Here is a 22596-nt window from a genome sequence, read left to right as displayed (position 1 = left end):
TAACACTGGAAAGAGTGTGCACCCTGGTGAGAAAGTCATCAATTAAGCGTAGGAAAGAATCATTAGCTTGAGAGTAATAATTGAAGTAACCATTTGTGACGATGATCAATTCACGCCGGGAGGGAGGAGGAAGCGGGTAACGCAACCCGCTTGCGGAAACTAGCTTTGTGCCGCCAGGCGCTGGCGGATCTGTTCGAAGTGCTCACGGTTAAACAACTTCCCGTTGAGAAAACGGGTTTTCAGCTCTCCTTCCTGCTCTTGGACCCAGGTTTGTTCATCATGCAGACGCAATTCTCCTTGCTCATCACGTACTACGCGAAGCAAACCTCGGGCCGAGCGCTTTAAGCCGTTATCGGTTTTCGGCTCTTTAAAAATCGTCCGACCCTTGCCGTCGACTTCGCCCCACGTTGCCTTCATCGCAAAACCGAAGGTGTCACGCGTGTTGTACTGATAGGTAAAAGAACCCACGCCAAACACCACATTTGAACTGGCAAATCCTTTCGCTTCCAGGCGGCGCAGGATCTCATTCGCCCGCTCAAGGGTGATGGAATCGCCATAAATTAGCCCCACATGTGGGTCGAGCACCTTGTAGCCTTTGGCGTTAACCGTGCCGCCAAATATCTCCCACAGCACCTCCACAGAGCCTTTCTCCTGTGCCGTACGATCGGCTCGTGTATCCTCATCCGCGCCAGTACCGCACAGGATCTCAACCGGATTACCGCTGTCCGGGCGGAAAACCACCCGTCCCTCGCGCGCCAGAATGATGTTCTTCAGCTCGCGGGTGTACTCCGTCAGTACCTGCCAGTAATCCCACGTATCAGAGACAATCGACACAAATCCCTGCGGGTAGAGATCGGCAATCAGGCGGCGGAAGGTTTCAATCTCATGCTCACGCTCCCCCATACACATCACGCTGTGCTCGGTCGCCGGAATGCTGGCGCCGATAAAATAGGGCTCGCCGTCGGTATAATAATCCCGGGCGTAGAGAAGCGACGGAATGCTGTCAGTGCCTTTAAAACTCAACAAGTGGCCGCTGCCCGCCTGCATGGTGTCCTGCAATCCGGCCATACCGCGAAATGAAAAGTCATGGCACTGGAAGTCGAGGTGCGTCAGGTCGCTACAGGTTTTCTGTGCCCAGCGCGCGCAAATTTTACGATAGTGATGAGCAATGGTGGCGTTTGTTGACGCCTTCCACAGTTCTGCCGACAGCACGGTCTCCAGGTAATTCACCAGCCAGAAAAACTCAGGTTGGGTGTTGATGATAGTTAAAACGGGCACCGCCATCGGCACCTTGCTGCCTTCATCCAGCGCTTTGATGTGCAACGGCAGATAGCCCAACTGATGCAGGGCGCGGATATGATCAACCGCTACCGCATCTTTGCCGAGATAGCTGTCCATGACCTGTTTGTATTCACTGACCACCTCGTCTTCCGGACGGGCAAAGAATGCCTCGTTAAACAAATCAACCAGAAACCACTGCAGAAAACCTTGCAGGCCAAAAAACACCAGTTTGCCATCCGCCAACGGCGAGGAGAAAAAGCGATCGCTGCGCGGGGTAAAGTTGGAATACACGCGGCTGGTTCCTTGCGGATACTGTACGCGGTGAGAAACTTTGTAGCCGTCGATAGCCAGAATCGGGTTCATTTTCATAATCAGTATTTCCCTCAGGCGCGGTAAATCGCGTCAATGTCGATAAGCTCAAGCTGCGGATGTTCCAGCGTCGGGGCAGCGAAAGAGGTGGTGGTGTAGATAGCATCAATACCGTTCGCAAACAGGTGTTCAACGCCCTTAGAGAAAATACCGTGGGTGATATACAGGCAGACGCTACGGGCACCTGCATCACGGAGTACCTGCGCAGAACCAATGAACGTACCGCCAGCGTCACACAGGTCGTCAACAATCAGCATATCCCGGCCCCTGACGTCTCCGGCGACTAAAGCAAACCCCGTCAGCTTGCCGCTTGCCACATCGCGTTTTTTGCTCAGGACGGCGTACTCCGCTACACCGACCGCTCTGGCAATGGCATCAATTTTCTTCAGCGATCCGGCATCAGGGGCGACCAGCATTAGCACTTTTTGCCGGAACTGCCGCTGCAAGGTCGCGCTGTGCAGCAGGCAAGTCTCTTGTGAAATCGCCACAAAATTATTGATAACTGCCGCCGCCGCGTCACTGTGCGGATCGAGCACCTTCACCCTATCGAATTGCAGCGTATTAAGCTGGCTGGCAAAGACTTTCAGCGCAAAGCTATCACCCGCCACCATATGGCGATCCTGACGAGCCCACGGTAACCAGGGAAGTTCGAGATGACTGACCAGCACATCCGTTTGATGGCGAACCGCCTCCACCAGTTGCGCCAACAGCATAAAGTCGTTCATATCGCGCATCGCCGTCGCACGAATGCGCATCAGGCGAGCAAAGGGTGGTAATGCTTCAGTAACCTTCAACCAGACGGCGCCATCAGGAAAAACACCGTGTGTCATTCCGTAGCTCTGGTCGTCCAACGTTAGTGTCAGTTTTATGTTCATCACGCTCACCCCTTAATTGTGTCCCTTCGACACAATTAATAATGTCCCTAAGACACATACAAAGCAAGCAAAAGTGCATTATTTTTAGGGCATCGCATAATCCACTGATAAATAATAAGAAAAAACGAACCTTGCCCCCCGGTATTGGGCTGGTACACTTGTGGGCGTTGCAAATCATCGTGAGTACCTTATGACCACCGAAGCCGACTACCTGAATCAATACGATGCCCGCCGCTTTCCCACACCACTGGTGACGGTCGATAGCGTGCTGTTTACCCTGCATCAACAGGCGCTGTGCGTATTACTGGTTGAACGAGCAAACCAGCCGCAAAAAGGGCGTTGGGGATTACCAGGTGGCTTCATTGATATCGCGCGCGATGACTCCACTCGCGCCACAGCGCTGCGCAAGCTCACTGAAAAAACAGGAGTTTTGCCTTCGTGGCTGGAACAACTGGATACTTTTTCCGGCCCGGATCGCGACCCGCGCGGCTGGAGTCTGACAGTCGCCTGGTTTGCGCTAATCGCCTGGGTAGACTGTGCGCCGCACATCGCCAGCGTCAGCAATGCCCGTTGGGTGCCGGTTGATGAGCTGAAAAATTATTCACTCGCGTTCGACCACGGAGACATCATTACGGCGGCCCTGCATCGCTTGCGGCAAAAAACAATGTACTCGCTACTGCCCGTATACTGCTTGCCGGAGACATTTACCCATGGGCAACTGCTCGAAGCCACCGAGGTGATCCTCGGTCAGTCGATCCAGCGTAAAAGTCTGATTCGCCGCTTTGAAGCGTCAGGAATGTTTGAAGATACCGGAGAAAGCGTGGCGACAGGGACGCGTAAAGCTCGCCTGTGGCGACGAAAGCCCGACGTCGATTTTCATTTTTTCTCGCGTAACCTGCTGACTGACTAGCGACAAAATCACATATTGGCTAACCCGCAAGCGCTGCGCGCGGTATAGTTATTCTTTCCGATTATTAATTGCTCTGGTGTTATGGTTGAAATCACATCCACAGAAATGATCCCACCTACTGATGATTCGCGAGAATTCCGCCCTATGCGCGGTATCAGTAACCGCCATTTGCAGACAATGCTGCCGCGTTTAATTCGCCGCAAGGTGAAGTTCGACGCCCATTGGCAGCGTCTGGAATTACCCGACGGTGACTTTGTCGATCTGGCATGGAGTGAAGATCCGCAACAGGCGAAGCACAAACCGCGCCTGGTGGTTTTTCACGGTCTGGAAGGCAGTCTGAACAGCCCGTACGCACATGGCCTGATTGAAGCAGCGCAAAAGCGCGGCTGGCTGGGCGTGGTGATGCATTTTCGCGGCTGCAGCGGCGAACCAAATCGTCTCAACCGTATTTATCATTCTGGTGAAACAGAAGATGGCACCTGGTTTTTACATTGGCTGGAACGCGAGCTTGGTCGTGTGCCGACCGCGGCGGTCGGCTATTCACTCGGCGGGAACATGCTTGCCTGCCTGCTGGCCAAAGAAGGCAACGATATTCCCATTGATGCAGCGGTTATTGTCTCTGCGCCTTTCGTGCTGGAAGCCTGTAGTTACCATATGGAGAAGGGGTTCTCACGCGTCTACCAGCGCTATCTGCTCAATCTGTTGAAAGCTAACGCCTCGCGTAAGCTACAGGCCTATCCGGGTTCGTTGCCGGTGAGTCTGACCCAGTTGAAATCCCTGCGTCGCATTCGAGATTTTGACGATCTCATCACTGCCAAAATCCACGGTTTTGCCGATGCTATAGACTATTACCGCCAGTGTAGCGCCATGCCATTGCTTAATCAGATCGCCAAACCGACGCTGATTATCCATGCCAAGGACGATCCGTTTATGGATCATCACGTGATCCCTGAACCGGAAAACCTGCCCTCACAGGTGGAGTATCAGTTGACTGAACACGGCGGACACGTCGGATTTATTGGCGGCACAGTGCGCCGCCCTGAGATGTGGCTGGAATCCAGAATTCCCGACTGGCTGACAACGTATCTGGAGGCGTCATCATGATTATCCCCTGGCAAGACATCTCCCCGGACGCGCTGGACAATCTGATTGAAAGCTTTGTCTTGCGCGAAGGTACCGATTATGGTGAACATGAACGTTCGCTCGAACAAAAAGTCGCCGACGTCAAACGCCAACTACAATCAGGTGAAGCCGTCCTGGTGTGGTCCGAACTGCATGAAACGGTCAACATCATGCCGAGGAAGCAGATTCACGAGTAATTCGTAGCCGACGGCTGACTATAATAAAAAATCAACCTATTCATGGAGTTGTTATGTCTGCCAAACATCCGGTGATTGCGGTAACAGGATCCAGCGGCGCGGGGACCACCACCACCAGCCTCGCGTTTCGTAAAATTTTCGCGCAGCTAAATCTGCGCGCCGCCGAGGTGGAAGGTGACAGTTTTCATCGCTATACCCGTCCGGAAATGGATATGGCGATTCGCAAAGCGCGCGATGCCGGGCGACATATCAGTTATTTCGGGCCCGAAGCCAATGACTTTGGTCTGCTGGAACAAACCTTCATTGAATACGGCCAGACGGGAAAAGGTCAGTCGCGTAAATATCTGCACACCTACGATGAAGCCGTACCGTGGAACCAGGTCCCGGGAACGTTTACCCCCTGGCAGCCATTGCCTGAACCGACGGATGTCCTGTTCTATGAAGGGCTACACGGCGGCGTCGTCACCCCACAGCAAAATGTGGCCCGGCATGTCGACCTTCTGGTCGGCGTAGTGCCGATCGTTAACCTGGAATGGATCCAGAAACTGACCCGCGATACCAGCGAGCGTGGACACTCGCGTGAAGCGGTGATGGACTCGGTTGTGCGCTCAATGGACGATTACATCAATTACATCACGCCGCAGTTTTCCCGTACGCACATTAACTTTCAGCGCGTACCCACCGTCGATACCTCAAACCCCTTTGCTGCCAAGAGCATTCCGTCGCTGGATGAAAGCTTTGTGGTCATTCATTTTCGTAATCTGGAAGGGATCGACTTTCCGTGGCTTCTGGCCATGCTGCAAGGCTCATTCATTTCCCACATCAATACATTAGTCGTACCTGGCGGCAAAATGGGTCTGGCGATGGAATTGATTATGCTGCCGCTGGTCCAGCGACTGATGGAAGGTAAAAAGATAGAGTGAGGTACGGGATGTGCCCGACGGCGCTACGCTTATCGGGCCTACGAATCGGTATCGTCCTGTAGGCCCGATAAGGCCAAGCTGCCATCCGGCTTCACGTATTACGCAGCAACCACTTCATAGGAGTGGGTAATATTCACCGCCTTTTCCAGCATCAATGCCACGGAACAATATTTTTCCGCCGAGAGATCGACGGCGCGGGAGACCGACGCCTCTTTCAGATCGTTGCCGGTGACGATGAAATGCAGATTAATGTGGGTAAACAAACGCGGCGCTTCTTCACGGCGCTCAGAGGTGAGCTTCACTTCGCAGTTGGTCACATCCTGACGCCCTTTTTGCAGGATCGACACCACATCGATCGCGCTACAACCGCCTGCAGCCATTAATACCATTTCCATCGGGCTCGGCGCTTTATCACCGGAGTTACCGTCCATCAAAATTTGGTGGCCAGAGGCGGACTCACCGAGGAAGGTTAACCCCTCAACCCACTTTACACGCGCTTGCATATTTCGTAACTCCAATGTTTCAATTTTCCTGACAGATTACGCGTACATAACAATTCTCGCAACGGAAGGCGACCTGCGTCATGCTGAAGCGAGACACCAGGAGACACACGGCGAAAGCTATGCTAAAACAGTCGGGATGCTACAGTAATACATTGACGTACTGCATGTATGCAGAGGACATCACATTACAGGCTGCAGTATATTTTTAGTAGCCCCCTTCCCAGGTAGCGGGAAGCACATTTTTGCAAACCCAGAGGCAGCGTCGTTTTCTGGCTCTGGAGACAGCTTATAACAGAGGATAACCGCGCATGGTGCTTGGCAAACCGCAAACAGACCCGACTCTCGAATGGTTCTTGTCTCATTGCCATATTCATAAGTACCCATCGAAGAGCACGCTGATTCACCAGGGTGAAAAAGCGGAAACGTTGTATTACATCGTTAAAGGCTCAGTGGCAGTGCTGATCAAAGATGAAGAAGGGAAAGAAATGATCCTTTCTTATCTGAATCAGGGCGATTTTATTGGTGAATTAGGCCTCTTCGAAGAAGGCCAGGAACGTAGCGCTTGGGTACGGGCCAAAACCGCATGTGAAGTCGCTGAAATTTCCTACAAAAAATTTCGCCAATTAATCCAGGTCAACCCGGATATTCTGATGCGCCTGTCTTCTCAGATGGCTCGTCGCCTGCAGGTCACGTCTGAAAAAGTAGGCAACCTTGCCTTCCTCGACGTCACCGGCCGTATTGCCCAGACTCTGCTGAATCTGGCAAAACAGCCTGACGCGATGACTCACCCGGACGGTATGCAGATTAAAATCACCCGCCAGGAAATCGGCCAGATCGTTGGCTGCTCCCGTGAGACCGTTGGTCGTATTCTGAAGATGCTGGAAGATCAGAACCTGATCTCCGCTCACGGTAAGACCATTGTCGTTTACGGCACACGTTAATCCCATCGAAATGGCGCGTTACCCGGTAGCGCGCCATTTTTGTTTGTTCCGATGTGGCGAAGACTGATTTATCACCCCGAGATCAACTACGCACTACGGCAGACGCTGGTGCTGTGTTTACCTGTGGCTGTCGGTCTTATCATTGGTCAGCTTCATCTGGGGCTTCTGTTTTCCCTCGTCCCTGCCTGTTGCAACATTGCCGGTCTTGATACCCCGCATAAACGCTTTTTTAAACGTTTAGTTATTGGCGCATCGCTGTTTGCCGGTTGCAGCCTGATCATGCAGTTACTGCTGGCGCAAGATATACCACTGCCGCTCATCCTCACCGGCCTGACGCTAATTCTTGGCGTAACCGCCGAGCTAAGCCCGTTGCATGCGCGACTGCTGCCAGCCTCACTCATCGCGGCAATTTTCACGCTAAGCCTTGCCGGGAACATGCCCGTCTGGGAGCCATTGCTGATCTATGCACTGGGTACGTTGTGGTACGGTCTGTTCAACTGGTTCTGGTTCTGGATGTGGCGTGAGCAGCCACTGCGTGAATCGCTTAGCCTGCTGTACCGCGAATTAGCCGATTACTGTGAGGCCAAGTACAGTCTGCTGACCCAGCATGCCGATCCAGAAAAAGCGCTGCCTCCGCTACTGGTTCGTCAACAAAAAGCGGTGGATTTGATTACCCAGTGCTACCAGCAAATGCACATGCTGTCGGCGCATCACAATAATGAATACAAGCGACTGTTGCGTGCCTTTCAGGAAGCGCTCGATTTGCAGGAACATATTTCAGTTAGCCTGCATCAGCCGGAAGAGGTGCAAAAGCTGGTCGAGCGAAGCCACGCGGAACAGGTGATTCGCTGGAACGCGCGCACCGTCGCCGCCCGCCTGCGCGTCCTGGCCGATGATATCTTGTATCACCGCTTACCGACCCGTTTCTCAATGGAAAAGCAAATTGGCTCGCTGGAGAAAATCGCCAACCAGCATCCGGATAATCCGGTAGGACAGTTTTGCTACTGGCACTTCAGCCGTATCGCCCGCGTGCTACGGACCCAGCGCCCGCTGTATGCCCGAGATTTGATGGCGGACAAACAGCGGCGGTTGCCGTTGATCCCGGCGCTGAAAAACTATCTGTCGTTGAAATCCCCGGCGCTGCGTAACGCCGGGCGCATTAGCGTCATGCTGAGTATCGCCAGCCTGATGGGCAGCGCCTTACATCTGCCTAAACCTTACTGGATTTTGATGACGATCCTGTTCGTCACGCAAAATGGCTATGGGGCGACCCGAGTGCGTATTTTGCATCGTTCGGTGGGTACGCTCGTCGGACTGGTGATTGCCGGCGTCACATTGCACTTTCATATTCAGGAAGGTTTCACGCTGGCAGGCATGTTGCTGATCACATTAGGCAGCTATCTGATCATTCGCAAAAACTACGGCTGGGCCACCGTCGGCTTTACGGTTACGGCGGTGTACACCCTGCAACTGCTGACGCTGAACGGGGAACAATTTATCGTGCCGCGGTTTGTCGACACGGTGATTGGCTGCTTAATCGCCTTTGGCGGCACGCTCTGGCTGTGGCCACAGTGGCAGAGTGGTCTGTTGCGTAAGAACGCCCACGATGCGTTAGAAGCCGACCAGGAGGCTATTCGCCTGATCCTCAGCAACGATCCGCAGGCCACGCCGCTGGCGTATCAACGCATGCGGGTCAACCAGGCGCATAACACGCTGTTTAACTCACTGAATCAGGCAATGCAGGAGCCGGGATTCAACGCGCACTATCTGGCGGATATGAAACTGTGGGTCACGCACAGCCAGTTTATTGTCGAACACATCAACGCGATGACCACACTGGCAAGGGAACATACGATGCTGACGCCAGATTTGGCGCAGCGGTATCTGGAGTCCTGCGAAATTGCGCTCCAGCGCTGTCAGCAGCGGCTGGAGTATGACGGACCGGGAAGCTCGGGCGATGTGAATATTCTCGAAGCGCCTGAAATGCTGTCCCACGGTCCATTAAGCACCCTGGAGCAGCATCTGCAGCGAATCTTGGGGCATCTGAACACCATGCACACCATTTCGTCGGTAGCATGGCGTCAACGACCCCACCACGGGATCTGGCTTAGCCGTCGGTTGCGGGACATGAAAGGTTAAGATCGGCTGCCGGATGCGCTACGCTTATCCGGCCTACGAATCACACCTTACCCTGTAGGCCGGATAAGGCGCTCGCGCCGCCATCCGGCAATCAGGCATTCAGCCCACCACCTTCGCTACCGCCTGCGCGAAACGCAGCATCCCTTCCTCGATATCCGCGTCTTCCACCACCAGCGACGGCGCGAAACGCATCACGTCCGGCCCGGCATTCAGCACCATCACCCCTTCGTGCGCGGCGGCGTAGAGGAAATCGCGCGACCGGCCTTTAAACTGCGGCTTCAGCTCGGCGCCAATCAGCAGCCCCATGCCGCGAATATCGCTGAAAATATCGAACTGCTGATTAATTTTCTGCAAATGATGCACAAACGTCTGACGTTTGCCCTGAATACCTTCCAGCACTTCCGGGGTGTTGATGATATCAAACGCGGCATCTGCAACCGCACAGGCCAGCGGATTACCGCCGTAAGTGGAACCGTGCGAACCCACGTGGAACGCGGAGGCAATTTCCTGAGTGGTCAGCATGGCGCTCACCGGGAAACCGCCGCCGAGCGCCTTGGCGCTGGTGAGGATATCCGGCGTCACGCCGTAGTGCATATAGGCAAATAAATCGCCGGTACGCCCCATCCCACACTGCACCTCATCAAAGACCAGCAGCGCCTGGTGCTGGTCGCAAAGTTCACGCAGACCTTGCAGGAATTCCGGGGTTGCCGCAGTGACGCCGCCTTCTCCCTGAATGGGCTCCACCACCACCGCGCAGGTGTGATCGTCCATCACCGCTTTTACCGCATGCAGATCGTTAAACGGCACATGGATGATATCCGCCGGTTTTGGTCCAAAGCCGTCGGAATATTTCGGTTGCCCACCAACAGATACGGTAAACAGCGAACGACCGTGAAACGCATTATGAAAGGCGATGATTTTGGTTTTGAACGGGCTGTGGCGTACGCAGGCATAATGACGCGCCAGCTTAAAGGCGGTTTCATTGGCTTCGGTACCGGAGTTCATGAACAGCACGCGTTCAGCAAAGGTCGCATCAATGATTTTACGACCTAAGCGCAACGCCGGTTCGTTGGTGAAAACGTTACTGGTGTGCCACAGGGTTTCGCCCTGGGTTTTTAACGCCTCAACCAGCACCGGATGGCAATGCCCTAACGCGGTAACTGCAATGCCGCCCGCGAAATCAACATACTCTTTGCCCTGTTGATCCCAGACCCGACTCCCTTTTCCTTTTACCGGGATAAACTCAGCCGGTGCATAAATCGGCAGAATTACTTCATCGAATGTCGCGCGCGTAATCGCAGTTTGTTCAGTTGCCATGTCATTACCACCCTGTTAAGCAGAAATGTTAGTGAAATTATAATCACAAAATATGAATAAAAAATCACTGAATAGCAACCACAAATCACCGTTGGAGGAAATTATCCAGCAGCTGATGCCCCTGTTCGCTGAGAATACTCTCCGGGTGAAACTGCACGCCTTCCAGATCCCACTCGCGGTGGCGAATGCCCATTATCTCTTGTGTTTCACTCCAGGCCGTCACTTCAAAGCAGTCAGGAAGCGTTTCGGGGGCAACCACCAGAGAATGGTAGCGTGTCACGGTTAATGGGTTGGCGAGTCCCTGAAAAACCCCCTGCCCGTTATGCGTAATCGGCGAGGTTTTACCATGCATCACTTTTGCTGCCCGAACCACGGTCGCGCCAAACGCCTGCGCCATCGCCTGGTGACCAAGACATACACCCAGCAGGGGAATTTTGCCCGCAAAATGGCGAATAACATCCAGCGAGATACCGGCATCATCCGGCGTGCATGGGCCGGGGGAAATCACGATTTTTTGCGGATTCAGCGCGTCGATTTGCGACAGCGTCAGCTCGTCGTTACGCCTGACGAGGACATCAGCACCCAGTTCGCAGAAGTATTGGTACAGGTTCCAGGTAAAAGAATCATAGTTATCGATAAGCAGGATCATGGCGGCTCCGGTACATAAGAACCGCGCTATTCTACTCAGTTTCCGGGGCTTCGCTTACCACTTTACGAAATATCGCCCGCAGAGCGGTCAGGTCGCCCATCGCCCCGCTCTGGTTCGCCTGGTTCCACTCCTCAACCTGAATGTCATCCCAGCTCAGCATATACCCGGCATGGATCGCTAGCTGTTCGAAGAAAATACGCTGCGCGAGACCGCTACCAATACGAAACGGATGCAGCACATTGATTTCGCAATAATAGTGCGCAAGGCGGTCGACGAATTTTTCTTCCGGCAATCCCACCAGCCAGGACTCCTCTTCCAGGTCCTGCATCAGCGCATTGCCCTCTTTCTCGATATAGGCGAAATGGCAAAAGCGAGTATCGCCCTGGTAGATATCAACTTCCCGCAGTTGTCCCGCCCAGTCGAAAATATCCTGGTATAACTGGCGATGAATGGCGCACAGGTGTGGCAGGCCACGCTTTAAAGGCCCCAACTCAACCGTCGCGGCGCGCAGTGCTGTTAATTCGTATGCCGCTTGTGCCAGACGCTGGGCCTGATGAATCCCCAGGCGGTTACGCATCACATTCAGACCGGGGTACAGATAAGGGTCGCGTCCATCACCGAATTTATCGCTCATAGTGCCTCCTCAACTCATCCAGACGCGTCAGGGCGTCTTCCGCACTCAGAGTAATCCGTGGAATATCCACGCCTTCCAGTCGTCGACTTCCCTGGAAATTGACATTACGCCGTTGCTCCCAGAGCCTGTACTTTTGTTTATCGGTGAGTTTTTTCACGTGACCTCCCTGAATGTAAGCGGCACTTGCCACAAGTATAAGCAGCAATTTCGGGTTACGCAGAGAAGGGAGAGAACGCGGGCAGGAACTGCCCGCGCAAAATACGATTACGGCAGGACTTTAGCAGAAAGGATAACAATCGGTTTTGACGGGACATTCTGGTAAGGGCCAACATCATGGGTCTGTACCTGAGAGATCTTATCTGCAACATCCATACCTTTCACAACTTTACCGAACACAGCATAGCCAAAGTCGCGTTGGCCATGATCGAGAAAAGCGTTGTCTGCAATGTTGATAAAGAACTGGCTGGTCGCGCTGTCTTTATCCGCTGTACGCGCCATCGCAATCGTACCGCGGGTGTTACGCAGACCGTTATCGGCTTCATTCTTGATTGGCGGGTTAGGTTTCTTCTGCTGCATCTGCTCGGTGAAGCCGCCGCCCTGTACCATAAAGCCTGGGATCACACGGTGGAACGTGGTGTTGTTATAAAAACCACTGTTCACATAATCGACAAAGTTTTGCACTGAAACCGGGGCTTTCTGGCTGTTCAGCTCCAGCTCGATGTTACCAGCAGAGGTGGTCAGCAGGACATGTGGGTCACCTTTTGCTGCCAGTGCTGCAGGAGAGAGCGCGGAAAGAGCGAGAACAGCTGCAACAGCCGCCAGAGTCGATTTGAGCATGAGAAGTCCTTAACAAGAGCAGAAATGAAGCAAGTGAAGTGATTCTAAAGAGCCTTCAAGGACAAGGCCATCCCTTTACTTAATTTTACGTATCTGAAACAAATGTAACTGCATAACCGGAATACCCATTGTGATCCAGCTCACATACAAAAATGTAACGGAGCAAGTTATTGCCATTAAATATTTAAATACGTCACTAAAACGCCTAAAATCTGCCCGCTCACGGCGCAATCAATGCGTCTTACACTTCTATACAGGCCAGTCATGACTAACAGCAATCGCATTAAGCTCACATGGATTAGCTTTCTCTCCTACGCCCTGACAGGCGCGTTGGTAATTGTCACCGGGATGGTGATGGGAAATATCGCAGATTACTTCCATTTGCCCGTTTCCAGTATGAGTAACACCTTCACCTTCCTGAATGCCGGCATCCTGATTTCTATCTTTTTGAATGCCTGGCTGATGGAAATTGTGCCCCTGAAAACCCAGTTGCGCTTTGGCTTTATCCTGATGGTTCTGGCGGTCGCCGGACTGATGCTCAGCCATAGCCTGGCCTTGTTCTCAGCAGCAATGTTTGTACTGGGGCTGGTGAGCGGTATCACCATGTCGATTGGTACGTTCCTGGTCACGCAGATGTATGAAGGTCGCCAGCGCGGTTCCCGCCTGCTGTTTACGGACTCCTTCTTCAGCATGGCTGGCATGATCTTCCCGATGGTGGCGGCGTTTCTGCTAGCGCGCAGCATCGAATGGTACTGGGTTTATGCCTGCATCGGCCTGGTATATGTTGCCATTTTCCTGCTGACCTTCGGTTGCGAATTCCCGGCGCTGGGCAAACACGCGCAGCAGTCAGACGCACCGGTAGTAAAAGAAAAATGGGGCATTGGCGTACTGTTCCTGTCCATTGCGGCTCTGTGCTACATCCTCGGCCAGCTTGGTTTTATCTCGTGGGTGCCGGAATATGCCAAAAGCCTGGGCATGAGCCTGGGTGATGCGGGTAAACTGGTCAGCGACTTCTGGATGTCTTACATGGTTGGTATGTGGGCGTTTAGCTTTATTCTGCGTTTCTTCGATTTGCAGCGCATCCTGACGGTACTGGCGGGTTTGGCCACCGTCCTGATGTATCTGTTTATCACCGGTACGCCGGAGCATATGCCGTGGTTCATTCTGACGCTGGGCTTCTTCTCCAGCGCGATTTATACCACCATTATTACCCTCGGTTCCCAGCAGACGAAGGTCGCCTCACCTAAACTGGTTAACTTCATTCTGACCTGCGGCACCATCGGTACCATGCTTACTTTCGTCGTCACTGGCCCGATCGTCGCTCATAGCGGTCCAATCGCGGCACTGCAAACAGCTAACGGCTTGTATGCCGTTGTGTTTGTGATGTGCTTTATCCTTGGGTTTGTTACGCGCCATCGCCAGCATAACGCGCCGGCCACGCATTAATCACTCTGCCGGATGGTGTCCTCGCCATCCGGCATATCCCTGGCGTCCCTTCCTCCATTGGTGATGTAGGCCAATTCATAAAAAAACCCCCTTAATTTGTGCGCTTTTTATACAAACACGAAAAGCCAGTCAATTCCGTAACTTATAAAAATGTAGGTAAATCAGTTATATACCTCTTAAGGAGTATATGAGGGCGAATTTGATTTGTATCAATAAGCGGGGTAGCTGAATCGTTAAGGTAGGCGGTAATAGAAAAGAAATCGAGGCAAAAATGAGCAAAGTCAGACTCGCTATTATCGGTAATGGTATGGTCGGCCATCGCTTTATTGAGGATCTTCTTGATAAATCCGACGCTGCCAATTTTGATATTACCGTCTTCTGTGAAGAACCCCGCAAAGCGTACGACCGCGTACACCTGTCTTCCTACTTCTCCCACCACACCGCCGAAGAGCTTTCTCTGGTGCGCGAAGGATTCTACGAGAAGCACGGCGTTAAGGTATTAGTCGGCGAGCGCGCAATTACCATCAACCGCCAGGAGAAGGTGATCCACTCCAGCGCGGGTCGTACGGTTTATTACGATAAGCTGATCATGGCGACTGGCTCTTATCCGTGGATCCCGCCGATTAAAGGTTCGGAAACCCAGGACTGCTTCGTTTACCGCACCATTGAAGACCTCAACGCCATTGAGTCTTGCGCGCGCCGTAGCAAACGCGGTGCTGTCGTCGGCGGTGGCCTGCTGGGCCTGGAAGCCGCCGGTGCGCTGAAAAACCTCGGCGTTGAAACCCACGTGATTGAATTCGCTCCGATGCTGATGGCTGAACAGCTGGATCATATGGGTGGCGAGCAGTTACGTCGCAAAATTGAAAGCATGGGCGTGCGTGTGCACACCAGCAAAAACACGAAAGAGATTGTCCAGGAAGGCGTCGAAGCGCGCAAAACCATGCGTTTTGCCGATGGTAGCGAACTGGAAGTCGACTTTATCGTTTTCTCTACCGGTATTCGTCCACGCGACAAACTGGCTACCCAGTGCGGTCTGGACGTCGCTCCGCGCGGTGGGATCGTGATTAACGACACCTGCCAGACTTCTGACCCGGACATCTATGCCATCGGCGAATGCGCCAGCTGGAACAACCGTGTATATGGTCTGGTGGCACCCGGCTACAAAATGGCGCAGGTTGCCGTTGACCATATCCTCGAAACCGAAAACGCCTTCGAAGGCGCAGATTTAAGCGCCAAGCTGAAGCTGCTTGGCGTTGACGTTGGCGGGATTGGCGACGCACATGGCCGCACACCGGGTGCGCGCAGCTACGTTTACCTCGACGAGAGCAAAGAAGTCTACAAACGCCTCATTGTCAGCAAAGATAACAAAACGCTGCTCGGCGCGGTTCTGGTGGGCGACACCAGCGATTACGGCAATCTGCTGCAACTGGTGCTGAACGCTATCGAACTGCCGGAAAACCCGGACTCATTGATCCTGCCTGCGCACGCGGGCAGCGGCAAACCGTCTATCGGCGTCGATAAACTGCCGGACAGCGCGCAGATTTGTTCCTGCTTCGACGTCACCAAAGGCATGCTGGTTGCTGCTATCAATAAAGGTTGCCACACCGTTGCGGCGCTGAAAGCTGAAACCAAAGCCGGTACCGGCTGCGGCGGGTGTATCCCGCTGGTAACGCAGGTCCTGAACGCTGAACTGGCGAAACAGGGTATTGAAGTTAACAACAACCTGTGTGAACACTTCCCGTACTCGCGTCAGGAACTGTTCCATCTCATTCGTGTAGAAGGCATTAAAACCTTCGAAGAGTTGCTGGCAAAACACGGGAAAGGCTACGGCTGTGAAGTGTGTAAACCTACCGTCGGTTCCCTGCTGGCCTCGTGCTGGAATGAGTACATTCTCAAACCTCAGCACACGCCGCTGCAAGACACCAACGACAACTTCCTGGCGAATATCCAGAAAGACGGCACCTACTCCGTGATCCCGCGCTCCGCTGGCGGTGAAATCACACCGGAAGGCCTGGTGGCCGTGGGACGTATCGCACGTGAATTTAACCTGTATACCAAAATCACCGGTTCTCAGCGTATTGGCCTGTTCGGCGCGCAGAAAGATGACCTGCCGGAAATCTGGCGTCAGTTGATTGAAGCCGGTTTCGAAACCGGTCATGCCTATGCTAAAGCGTTGCGTATGGCGAAAACCTGCGTGGGCAGCACCTGGTGCCGCTACGGCGTGGGCGATAGCGTCGGTTTCGGCGTCGAGCTGGAAAACCGCTACAAAGGCATTCGTACGCCGCATAAGATGAAGTTCGGTGTCTCTGGCTGTACCCGTGAATGCGCGGAAGCCCAGGGCAAAGACGTGGGTATCATCGCCACTGAAAAAGGCTGGAACCTGTACGTTTGCGGTAACGGCGGGATGAAACCTCGTCACGCCGATCTGCTGGCGGCAGATATCGATCGTGAAACGCTGCTGAAGTATCTCGATCGCTTCATGATGTTCTACATCCGCACTGCCGACAAACTGACCCGTACCGCACCGTGGTTAGACAACCTGGAAGGCGGCATTGAGTATCTGAAATCGGTCATCATCGACGACAAGCTGGGCCTGAACGAGCATCTGGAAGAAGAGATGGCCCGTCTGCGTGAAGCGGTGGTATGCGAGTGGACAGAAACCGTTAACACCCCATCCGCGCAGGTTCGCTTCAAGCACTTCATCAACAGCGACAAACGCGATCCGAACGTCCAGGTGGTGCCTGAACGTGAACAACATCGTCCGGCAACGCCTTATGAGCGTATCCCGGTGACTCTGGTGGAGGAGAACGCATGAGCCAGTGGCAAAACATCTGCAAAATCGATGACATTCTGCCTGCAACAGGCGTCTGCGCCCTGTTAGGTACTGAACAGGTCGCAATTTTCCGCCCGTATCACAGTGACCAGGTGTTTGCGATCAGCAACATCGATCCGTTCTTTGAGTCCAGCGTGCTTTCTCGTGGCTTGATCGCTGAGCATCAGGGCGAACTGTGGGTCGCCAGCCCGCTGAAAAAACAGCGCTTTCGTTTAAGCGACGGACTGTGCATGGAAGACGAACAGTTCTCCGTGAAACATTACGAAGCGCGCGTGAAAGACGGCATGGTGCAGTTGCGCGGTTAATAAACTTTTGGGAGGCGCAACGCCTCCCCTTTTTTGACGTATTTGTAGGTCTTTTATTGGTAGGCCTGATAAGCGTAGCGCCATCAGGCAATTGCAAAAGCACATTGCCGGATGGCGGCATAAATGCCTTATCCGGCCTACGGTTAAGATTTTTTTTATTTTTTTGTACTTCAAGGATAATCAAATGTTTACTGACACTATTAATAAGTGTGCGGCTAATGCTGCGCGCATCGCACGCCTGTCGGCTAATAATCCGCTCGGATTCTGGGTCAGTTCGGCAATGGCAGGGGCCTATGTCGGTCTCGGCATCATTCTTATTTTCACCCTCGGCAATCTGCTCGACCCGTCCGTACGTCCTCTGGTAATGGGTGCAACCTTTGGTATCGCCTTAACGCTGGTCATTATCGCGGGTTCTGAACTGTTTACCGGTCACACCATGTTCCTGACGCTCGGCGTCAAAGCGGGCACCATCAGCCACGGTCAAATGTGGGCAATTTTACCGCAAACCTGGCTGGGTAATCTGGTCGGTTCCGTGTTTGTCGCTCTGCTTTACAGTTGGGGTGGCGGCAGCTTGTTGCCGGTAGATACCAGCATCGTCCATTCGGTTGCACTGGCGAAAACCACCGCGCCTGCGACGGTACTGTTCTTCAAGGGCACACTGTGTAACTGGTTGGTTTGTCTGGCAATCTGGATGGCAATCCGTACCGAAGGCGCAGCAAAATTCCTCGCTATCTGGTGGTGTCTGCTGGCGTTTATTGCTTCCGGCTACGAACACTCGGTTGCCAACATGACGCTGTTTGCCCTCTCCTGGTTCGGCCACCACAGCGAAGCCTATACCCTGGCCGGAATTGGTCATAACCTGCTGTGGGTGACACTCGGTAATACTTTGTCCGGTGTCGTATTCATGGGATTGGGTTATTGGTATGCTACGCCAAAATCGGAGCGTCCGGCTCCGGCAAAAATCAATCAGCCAGAGGCTGCTGCCAATAATTAAGGGGTAATGTCGTGGATCATTTGCCTATATTTTGTCAACTACGTGACCGTGACTGCTTGATCGTCGGCGGTGGTGATGTCGCAGAACGCAAAGCGCGGTTATTACTGGAAGCGGGCGCCCGTTTAACGGTTAATGCGCTGGCGTTTATTCCGCAGTTCACCGTATGGGCAAATGAAGGCATGCTGACGCTTGTTGAGGGGCCGTTCGATGAATCCCTGCTCGATCCTTGCTGGCTGGTTATCGCCGCCACCGATGACGATGCCGTCAACCAAAGCGTCAGCACCGCCGCAGAATCACGCCGTATTTTCTGCAACGTGGTCGATGCGCCAAAAGCAGCCAGTTTTATCATGCCCTCCATTATCGACCGCTCGCCGCTGATGGTGGCGGTCTCGTCTGGCGGCACTTCGCCGGTGCTGGCCCGTCTGCTGCGTGAAAGACTCGAATCCATACTGCCTCAGCATCTTGGCCAGGTCGCACAGTATGCGGGCAAGCTGCGTTCCCGGGTTAAAAACCAGTTTGCCAGTATGGGTGAACGTCGCCGCTTCTGGGAAAAATTGTTCATTAATGACCGCCTGGCGCAGTCGCTGGCAAACAACGATCGGAAAGCTGTCGAGGAAACCACCGAGCAGTTGCTCAGCGAACCACTGGATCACCGTGGTGAAGTAGTGCTGGTTGGCGCCGGTCCTGGCGATGCCGGGCTACTAACGCTGAAAGGGCTGCAGCAGATCCAGCAAGCCGACGTAGTGGTTTATGACCGTCTGGTTTCCGACGATATTATGAACCTCGTGCGCCGCGATGCGGACCGGGTATTCGTCGGTAAACGCGCGGGTTACCACTGCGTACCGCAGGAAGAAATCAACCAGATCCTGCTGCGTGAAGCGCAACAAGGCAAGCGCGTGGTACGACTAAAAGGTGGTGACCCGTTCATCTTTGGCCGCGGTGGCGAAGAGCTGGAAACGCTTTGCCACGCCGGTATTCCATTCTCCGTTGTGCCGGGTATAACTGCGGCTTCCGGTTGCTCCGCTTATTCAGGTATTCCACTGACCCATCGCGATTACGCGCAAAGTGTTCGTCTGGTTACCGGACACCTGAAAACCGGCGGCGAGCTGGACTGGGAAAATCTGGCGGCAGAGAAACAGACGCTGGTGTTCTATATGGGACTGAATCAGGCGGCCACAATTCAGGAAAAACTGATCGAATTTGGCATGCAGGCCAATATGCCGGTTGCGCTGGTAGAAAACGGTACCTCCGTGAAGCAACGCGTCGTCAACGGTGTGCTGACGCAGCTCGGGGAATTAGCGCAACAGGTTGAAAGCCCAGCGCTGATTATCGTCGGTCGCGTGGTTGGACTACGCGATAAGCTGAACTGGTTCTCGAATCATTAATTGAATGTAAATACATGCCCTGATATTCAGGGCATGTATTTATCATCCTGCAGAAATAAATAATAAACGAAATACGCTACATGCTCACTTCAGCAAACCAATTATTAATTAAAATATAACCGCCCAGTAATCCAATTCATTAATTATATAATTTACATAAAGCTTGTTATGTCCTTATCCGGACTACTTAAATTTTATTTAAGTTGATATCTTAACCGTCGAGAAATGGATTTCATCCATTTTAAAAATAGATATCTTACAAGGATTTTAACATGCTGAAATTTGCAAAAATCACCATTGTCGCTGGGATTCTGGCTACACTGACCGCATGTACGGGTCATATTGAAAACAAAAAAAATAACTGCAGCTACGATTATTTCCTGCATCCAGCAATTTCAATTTCTAAAATTATTGGTGGCTGTGGTCCGGCTGCAGACCAGTAATAGATGCTATTGCGCAGATACAAAAAAACCGGGGATTCCCCGGTTTTTTTGCAACGCAGAAAATATTACGGTCTGGCGACAAAACCAATCGCTTCGTAAACGGCTTTCAGCGTAACAGACGCGCGTGCGCTGGCTTTTTCCGCACCGTCTTTCATTACTTTCTGCAGGAAAGCTTCATCGTTACGGAAACGGTGATAACGTTCCTGAAGCTCGGTCAGCATGCCGGAAACGGCCTCCGCGACTTCACCTTTCAGATGACCATACATTTTGCCTTCGAAGTGCTGTTCCAGCTCGGGAATACTCTGGCCGGTGACGGCAGAAAGGATATCCAGCAGGTTCGAAACGCCCGCTTTTTCTTTCACATCGTAACGAACAACAGGCGGCTCTTCCGAGTCAGTCATCGCTCGTTTGATTTTTTTGACCACAGATTTTGGATCTTCCAGCAGACCGATCACGTTGTTGCGGTTGTCATCCGACTTGGACATTTTTTTCGTCGGCTCCAGCAGCGACATCACGCGCGCGCCGGATTTAGGGATGAACGGTTCCGGTACTTTGAAGATGTCGCCATACAGCGCATTGAAGCGCTGAGCGATATCGCGGCTCAGTTCAAGATGCTGTTTCTGATCTTCGCCAACCGGTACCTGATTGGTCTGATACAGCAGAATGTCTGCCGCCATCAGTACCGGATAATCAAACAGACCGGCGTTGATGTTCTCTGCGTAACGCGCAGATTTATCTTTGAACTGGGTCATACGGCTCAGCTCGCCGAAATAGGTGTAGCAGTTCAGCGCCCAGCCTAACTGTGCGTGTTCCGGTACGTGCGACTGAACGAAAATGGTGCTTTTTTCAGGATCGATCCCGCATGCCAGATACAGCGCCAGCGTATCCAGCGTTGCTTTACGCAGTTGCTGAGCATCCTGACGAACGGTAATGGCATGTTGGTCAACGATGCAGTAGATGCAATGGTAGTCATCCTGCATGTTCACCCACTGACGCAGCGCACCCATATAGTTGCCAATGGTCAATTCACCTGAGGGCTGTGCGCCACTAAAAACGATGGGCTTAGTCATTTTTCGATTCCTGATTTTCGCTATGCGGAAGCCCGAGAGCGGGCAATAGTTCATTAATGCGGTTGTACATGACATCGGGCTCGCTCAATGCGATAGACTCACCGTAGTTGTAGCCATACGTCAGACCAACGGACGGACAACCAGCAGCCTTAGCCGCCTGAATATCATTACGAGAATCCCCTACGAAGAGCATTTGCTCAGGCTTGATGCCAAGCTTACTTGCCACCAGCAGCAGCGGATCCGGGTGTGGTTTTTTATTCTGCACGTCGTCACCACCGATGACCACGCTGAAGTATTTGGCGATATCTAACGCCTCGAGCAATGGCGCGACAAACGGGGTTGGTTTGTTGGTCACCAGACCCAGCGGCAAACCTTTAGCATGCAACGCGCCCAGCGTGTCGGCAACATCAGGGAACAGGAATGTCCCCTCTTCTGCGACATCGCCGTAGTACCTGTCGAACAGCTTACGCAAAATACGTACCTGTTCCTCGGCAGGAATATCATCATCAATGGGGGGTTTACCCATCGTTTTACGTAATGTCGCGCGCTCCTGACGAGACCATGCCAGCGCGCGCTCCATCAGTACATCTGCACCATTACCAATCCAGGTGATTACACGTTCTTCACCAGCAACCGGCAGTTCCAGCGCATACAGCGCCATATCCACCGCTGCGGCTAATCCCGGCGCGCTGTCGACCAGCGTGCCGTCGAGGTCAAAAGCGGCGCCCCGAATATCCTGAAACTTATCCATGACTTACCTTCGCCAGTTCATTGCGCATTTCACCAATGACTTTTTTGTAGTCTGGTTGGTCGAAAATAGCGGAGCCTGCAACAAACATATCTGCACCCGCCGCCGCGATTTCACCGATGTTGTTCACCTTGACGCCACCATCAACTTCCAGGCGGATGTCATAGCCAGATTCATCAATACGACGACGCACTTCACGCAGCTTATCCAGCGTTTGCGGGATGAAAGACTGTCCGCCAAAGCCTGGGTTAACGGACATCAGCAGGATCACATCCAGCTTATCCATGACATAGTCCAGGTAGCTTAAAGGCGTTGCCGGGTTAAACACCAGGCCCGCTTTACAACCATGTTCTTTGATCAGCTGCAAGGTACGATCAACGTGCTCGGAGGCTTCTGGATGGAAAGTAATGATGCTGGCGCCAGCGGCGGCGAAGTCAGGGACAATACGATCGACCGGTTTCACCATCAGGTGAACATCAATCGGGGCGGTGATGCCATATTTACGCAGCGATTTCAGAACCATCGGTCCGATGGTCAGGTTCGGTACGTAGTGATTGTCCATGACGTCGAAGTGTACTACATCGGCACCGGCAGTCAGCGCTCTCGCGGTGTCTTCGCCCAGGCGGGCAAAATCAGCCGACAGAATTGAGGGGGCGATCAAATACTGTTTCATCC

At 53.0% G+C, this 22596-nt stretch carries 22 protein-coding genes and 1 pseudogene; 12 read left to right on the top strand and 11 right to left on the bottom strand.

The window, feature by feature from the left end; translation table 11 throughout:
* Positions 1-159 precede the first annotated feature (159 nt).
* Positions 160-1650: a nicotinate phosphoribosyltransferase gene (locus AC534G_RS01900; RefSeq protein WP_038634794.1), complete on the bottom strand. Its 1491-nt coding sequence runs from the start codon at positions 1648-1650 to the stop codon at positions 160-162.
* A 14-nt stretch (positions 1651-1664) separates the two neighbouring features.
* Positions 1665-2525 (bottom strand): ribose-phosphate diphosphokinase, encoded by an 861-nt coding sequence (prs, locus tag AC534G_RS01895; RefSeq protein WP_496594598.1) that lies wholly within the window; start codon positions 2523-2525, stop codon positions 1665-1667.
* 190 nt (positions 2526-2715) lie between these two features.
* Between prs and AC534G_RS01890 the strand changes: the two genes are divergently transcribed.
* The 4 genes and pseudogenes from AC534G_RS01890 (at position 2716) to AC534G_RS01875 (ending at position 5677) form a co-directional block, all read left to right on the top strand.
* Complete coding sequence (locus AC534G_RS01890; protein ID WP_038642914.1) at positions 2716-3435, top strand: NUDIX hydrolase; 720 nt, start codon at positions 2716-2718, stop codon at positions 3433-3435.
* A gap of 44 nt (positions 3436-3479) precedes the next feature.
* Positions 3480-4539, top strand: a pseudogene (locus AC534G_RS01885) (hydrolase).
* Positions 4536-4754 carry a YheU family protein gene (locus AC534G_RS01880; protein WP_003023615.1) on the top strand — a complete coding sequence of 73 codons (219 nt, stop codon included), beginning with the start codon at positions 4536-4538 and terminating at the stop codon, positions 4752-4754. Before AC534G_RS01885 ends, AC534G_RS01880 begins: the two are co-directional and overlap by 4 nt.
* Positions 4755-4807: 53 nt before the next feature.
* Positions 4808-5677 (top strand): phosphoribulokinase, encoded by an 870-nt coding sequence (locus tag AC534G_RS01875; protein WP_003827751.1) that lies wholly within the window; start codon positions 4808-4810, stop codon positions 5675-5677.
* Between the two features lie 98 nt (positions 5678-5775).
* Here AC534G_RS01875 and AC534G_RS01870 read toward each other — a convergent pair whose 3' ends face one another.
* Positions 5776-6180, bottom strand: a complete 405-nt coding sequence (locus AC534G_RS01870) for an OsmC family protein (RefSeq protein WP_006687378.1) — start codon at positions 6178-6180, stop codon at positions 5776-5778.
* A 308-nt stretch (positions 6181-6488) separates the two neighbouring features.
* Here AC534G_RS01870 and crp point away from each other — a divergent pair, with 308 nt between their 5' ends.
* Together crp and AC534G_RS01860 are read left to right on the top strand one after the other, a co-directional pair.
* Positions 6489-7121, top strand: coding sequence for a cAMP-activated global transcriptional regulator CRP (crp, locus tag AC534G_RS01865; RefSeq protein ID WP_000242758.1), 633 nt, complete (start codon positions 6489-6491; stop codon positions 7119-7121).
* Between the two features lie 51 nt (positions 7122-7172).
* Positions 7173-9260 carry a YccS/YhfK family putative transporter gene (locus tag AC534G_RS01860; protein ID WP_110496662.1) on the top strand — a complete coding sequence of 696 codons (2088 nt, stop codon included), beginning with the start codon at positions 7173-7175 and terminating at the stop codon, positions 9258-9260.
* A 99-nt stretch (positions 9261-9359) separates the two neighbouring features.
* Here AC534G_RS01860 and argD read toward each other — a convergent pair whose 3' ends face one another.
* The 5 genes from argD to ppiA all read right to left on the bottom strand — a co-directional run bounded on the left by argD (position 9360) and on the right by ppiA (position 12697).
* Positions 9360-10577 (bottom strand): bifunctional acetylornithine/succinyldiaminopimelate transaminase, encoded by a 1218-nt coding sequence (gene argD, locus AC534G_RS01855; protein WP_110496660.1) that lies wholly within the window; start codon positions 10575-10577, stop codon positions 9360-9362.
* Positions 10578-10662: 85 nt separating this feature from the next.
* Entirely contained in the window at positions 10663-11226 is a 564-nt protein-coding gene (gene pabA, locus AC534G_RS01850) for an aminodeoxychorismate synthase component 2 (RefSeq protein ID WP_038634811.1), read from the bottom strand.
* 31 nt (positions 11227-11257) lie between these two features.
* The gene (locus tag AC534G_RS01845; RefSeq protein WP_069323811.1) at positions 11258-11860 is read right to left on the bottom strand and encodes a putative adenosine monophosphate-protein transferase Fic; all 603 of its coding nucleotides are present in this window, start codon (positions 11858-11860) and stop codon (positions 11258-11260) included.
* The gene (gene ficA / locus AC534G_RS01840) at positions 11850-12017 is read right to left on the bottom strand and encodes a FicA/YhfG family antitoxin (RefSeq protein WP_110496658.1); all 168 of its coding nucleotides are present in this window, start codon (positions 12015-12017) and stop codon (positions 11850-11852) included. Before ficA ends, AC534G_RS01845 begins: the two co-directional genes overlap by 11 nt.
* A gap of 107 nt (positions 12018-12124) precedes the next feature.
* Complete coding sequence (ppiA, locus tag AC534G_RS01835; RefSeq protein WP_003023595.1) at positions 12125-12697, bottom strand: peptidylprolyl isomerase A; 573 nt, start codon at positions 12695-12697, stop codon at positions 12125-12127.
* Positions 12698-12961: 264 nt separating this feature from the next.
* On the opposite strand from ppiA, the gene tsgA reads away from it, so the two are divergent.
* The 6 genes from tsgA to AC534G_RS01805 all read left to right on the top strand — a co-directional run bounded on the left by tsgA (position 12962) and on the right by AC534G_RS01805 (position 20103).
* A complete protein-coding gene (gene tsgA, locus AC534G_RS01830) occupies positions 12962-14143 on the top strand; it encodes an MFS transporter TsgA (RefSeq protein ID WP_110496656.1) in 1182 nt (393 codons plus the stop codon).
* A 271-nt stretch (positions 14144-14414) separates the two neighbouring features.
* Positions 14415-16958, top strand: a complete 2544-nt coding sequence (gene nirB / locus AC534G_RS01825) for an NADPH-nitrite reductase large subunit (RefSeq protein WP_061381016.1) — start codon at positions 14415-14417, stop codon at positions 16956-16958.
* On the top strand, positions 16955-17281 hold the full coding sequence (gene nirD / locus AC534G_RS01820) for a nitrite reductase small subunit NirD (RefSeq protein ID WP_038634824.1): 327 nt from the start codon (positions 16955-16957) through the stop codon (positions 17279-17281). The genes nirB and nirD overlap by 4 nt, the downstream gene beginning before the upstream one ends.
* Positions 17282-17465: 184 nt before the next feature.
* Positions 17466-18275 (top strand): nitrite transporter NirC, encoded by an 810-nt coding sequence (gene nirC, locus AC534G_RS01815; RefSeq protein WP_110496654.1) that lies wholly within the window; start codon positions 17466-17468, stop codon positions 18273-18275.
* An 11-nt stretch (positions 18276-18286) separates the two neighbouring features.
* Positions 18287-19660, top strand: a complete 1374-nt coding sequence (gene cysG, locus AC534G_RS01810) for a siroheme synthase CysG (RefSeq protein WP_038634829.1) — start codon at positions 18287-18289, stop codon at positions 19658-19660.
* Between the two features lie 272 nt (positions 19661-19932).
* The gene (locus AC534G_RS01805) at positions 19933-20103 is read left to right on the top strand and encodes a YhfL family protein (protein ID WP_110496652.1); all 171 of its coding nucleotides are present in this window, start codon (positions 19933-19935) and stop codon (positions 20101-20103) included.
* Positions 20104-20168: 65 nt separating this feature from the next.
* Here the strand turns inward: AC534G_RS01805 and trpS are convergent, their stop codons facing one another.
* Genes trpS through rpe form a run of 3 tightly spaced genes read right to left on the bottom strand, consistent with a single transcriptional unit; the run spans position 20169 to position 22594 of the window.
* The gene (gene trpS, locus AC534G_RS01800; protein WP_038634836.1) at positions 20169-21173 is read right to left on the bottom strand and encodes a tryptophan--tRNA ligase; all 1005 of its coding nucleotides are present in this window, start codon (positions 21171-21173) and stop codon (positions 20169-20171) included.
* Positions 21166-21924, bottom strand: a complete 759-nt coding sequence (gph, locus tag AC534G_RS01795) for a phosphoglycolate phosphatase (RefSeq protein ID WP_038634839.1) — start codon at positions 21922-21924, stop codon at positions 21166-21168. Before gph ends, trpS begins: the two co-directional genes overlap by 8 nt.
* The gene (gene rpe / locus AC534G_RS01790; protein WP_110496651.1) at positions 21917-22594 is read right to left on the bottom strand and encodes a ribulose-phosphate 3-epimerase; all 678 of its coding nucleotides are present in this window, start codon (positions 22592-22594) and stop codon (positions 21917-21919) included. The genes gph and rpe overlap by 8 nt, the downstream gene beginning before the upstream one ends.
* Positions 22595-22596: the final 2 nt, after the last annotated feature.

It is taken from the genome of Citrobacter sp. CRE-46, from assembly GCF_059615875.1.
This window is presented reverse-complemented; position numbering and strand designations above follow the sequence as displayed.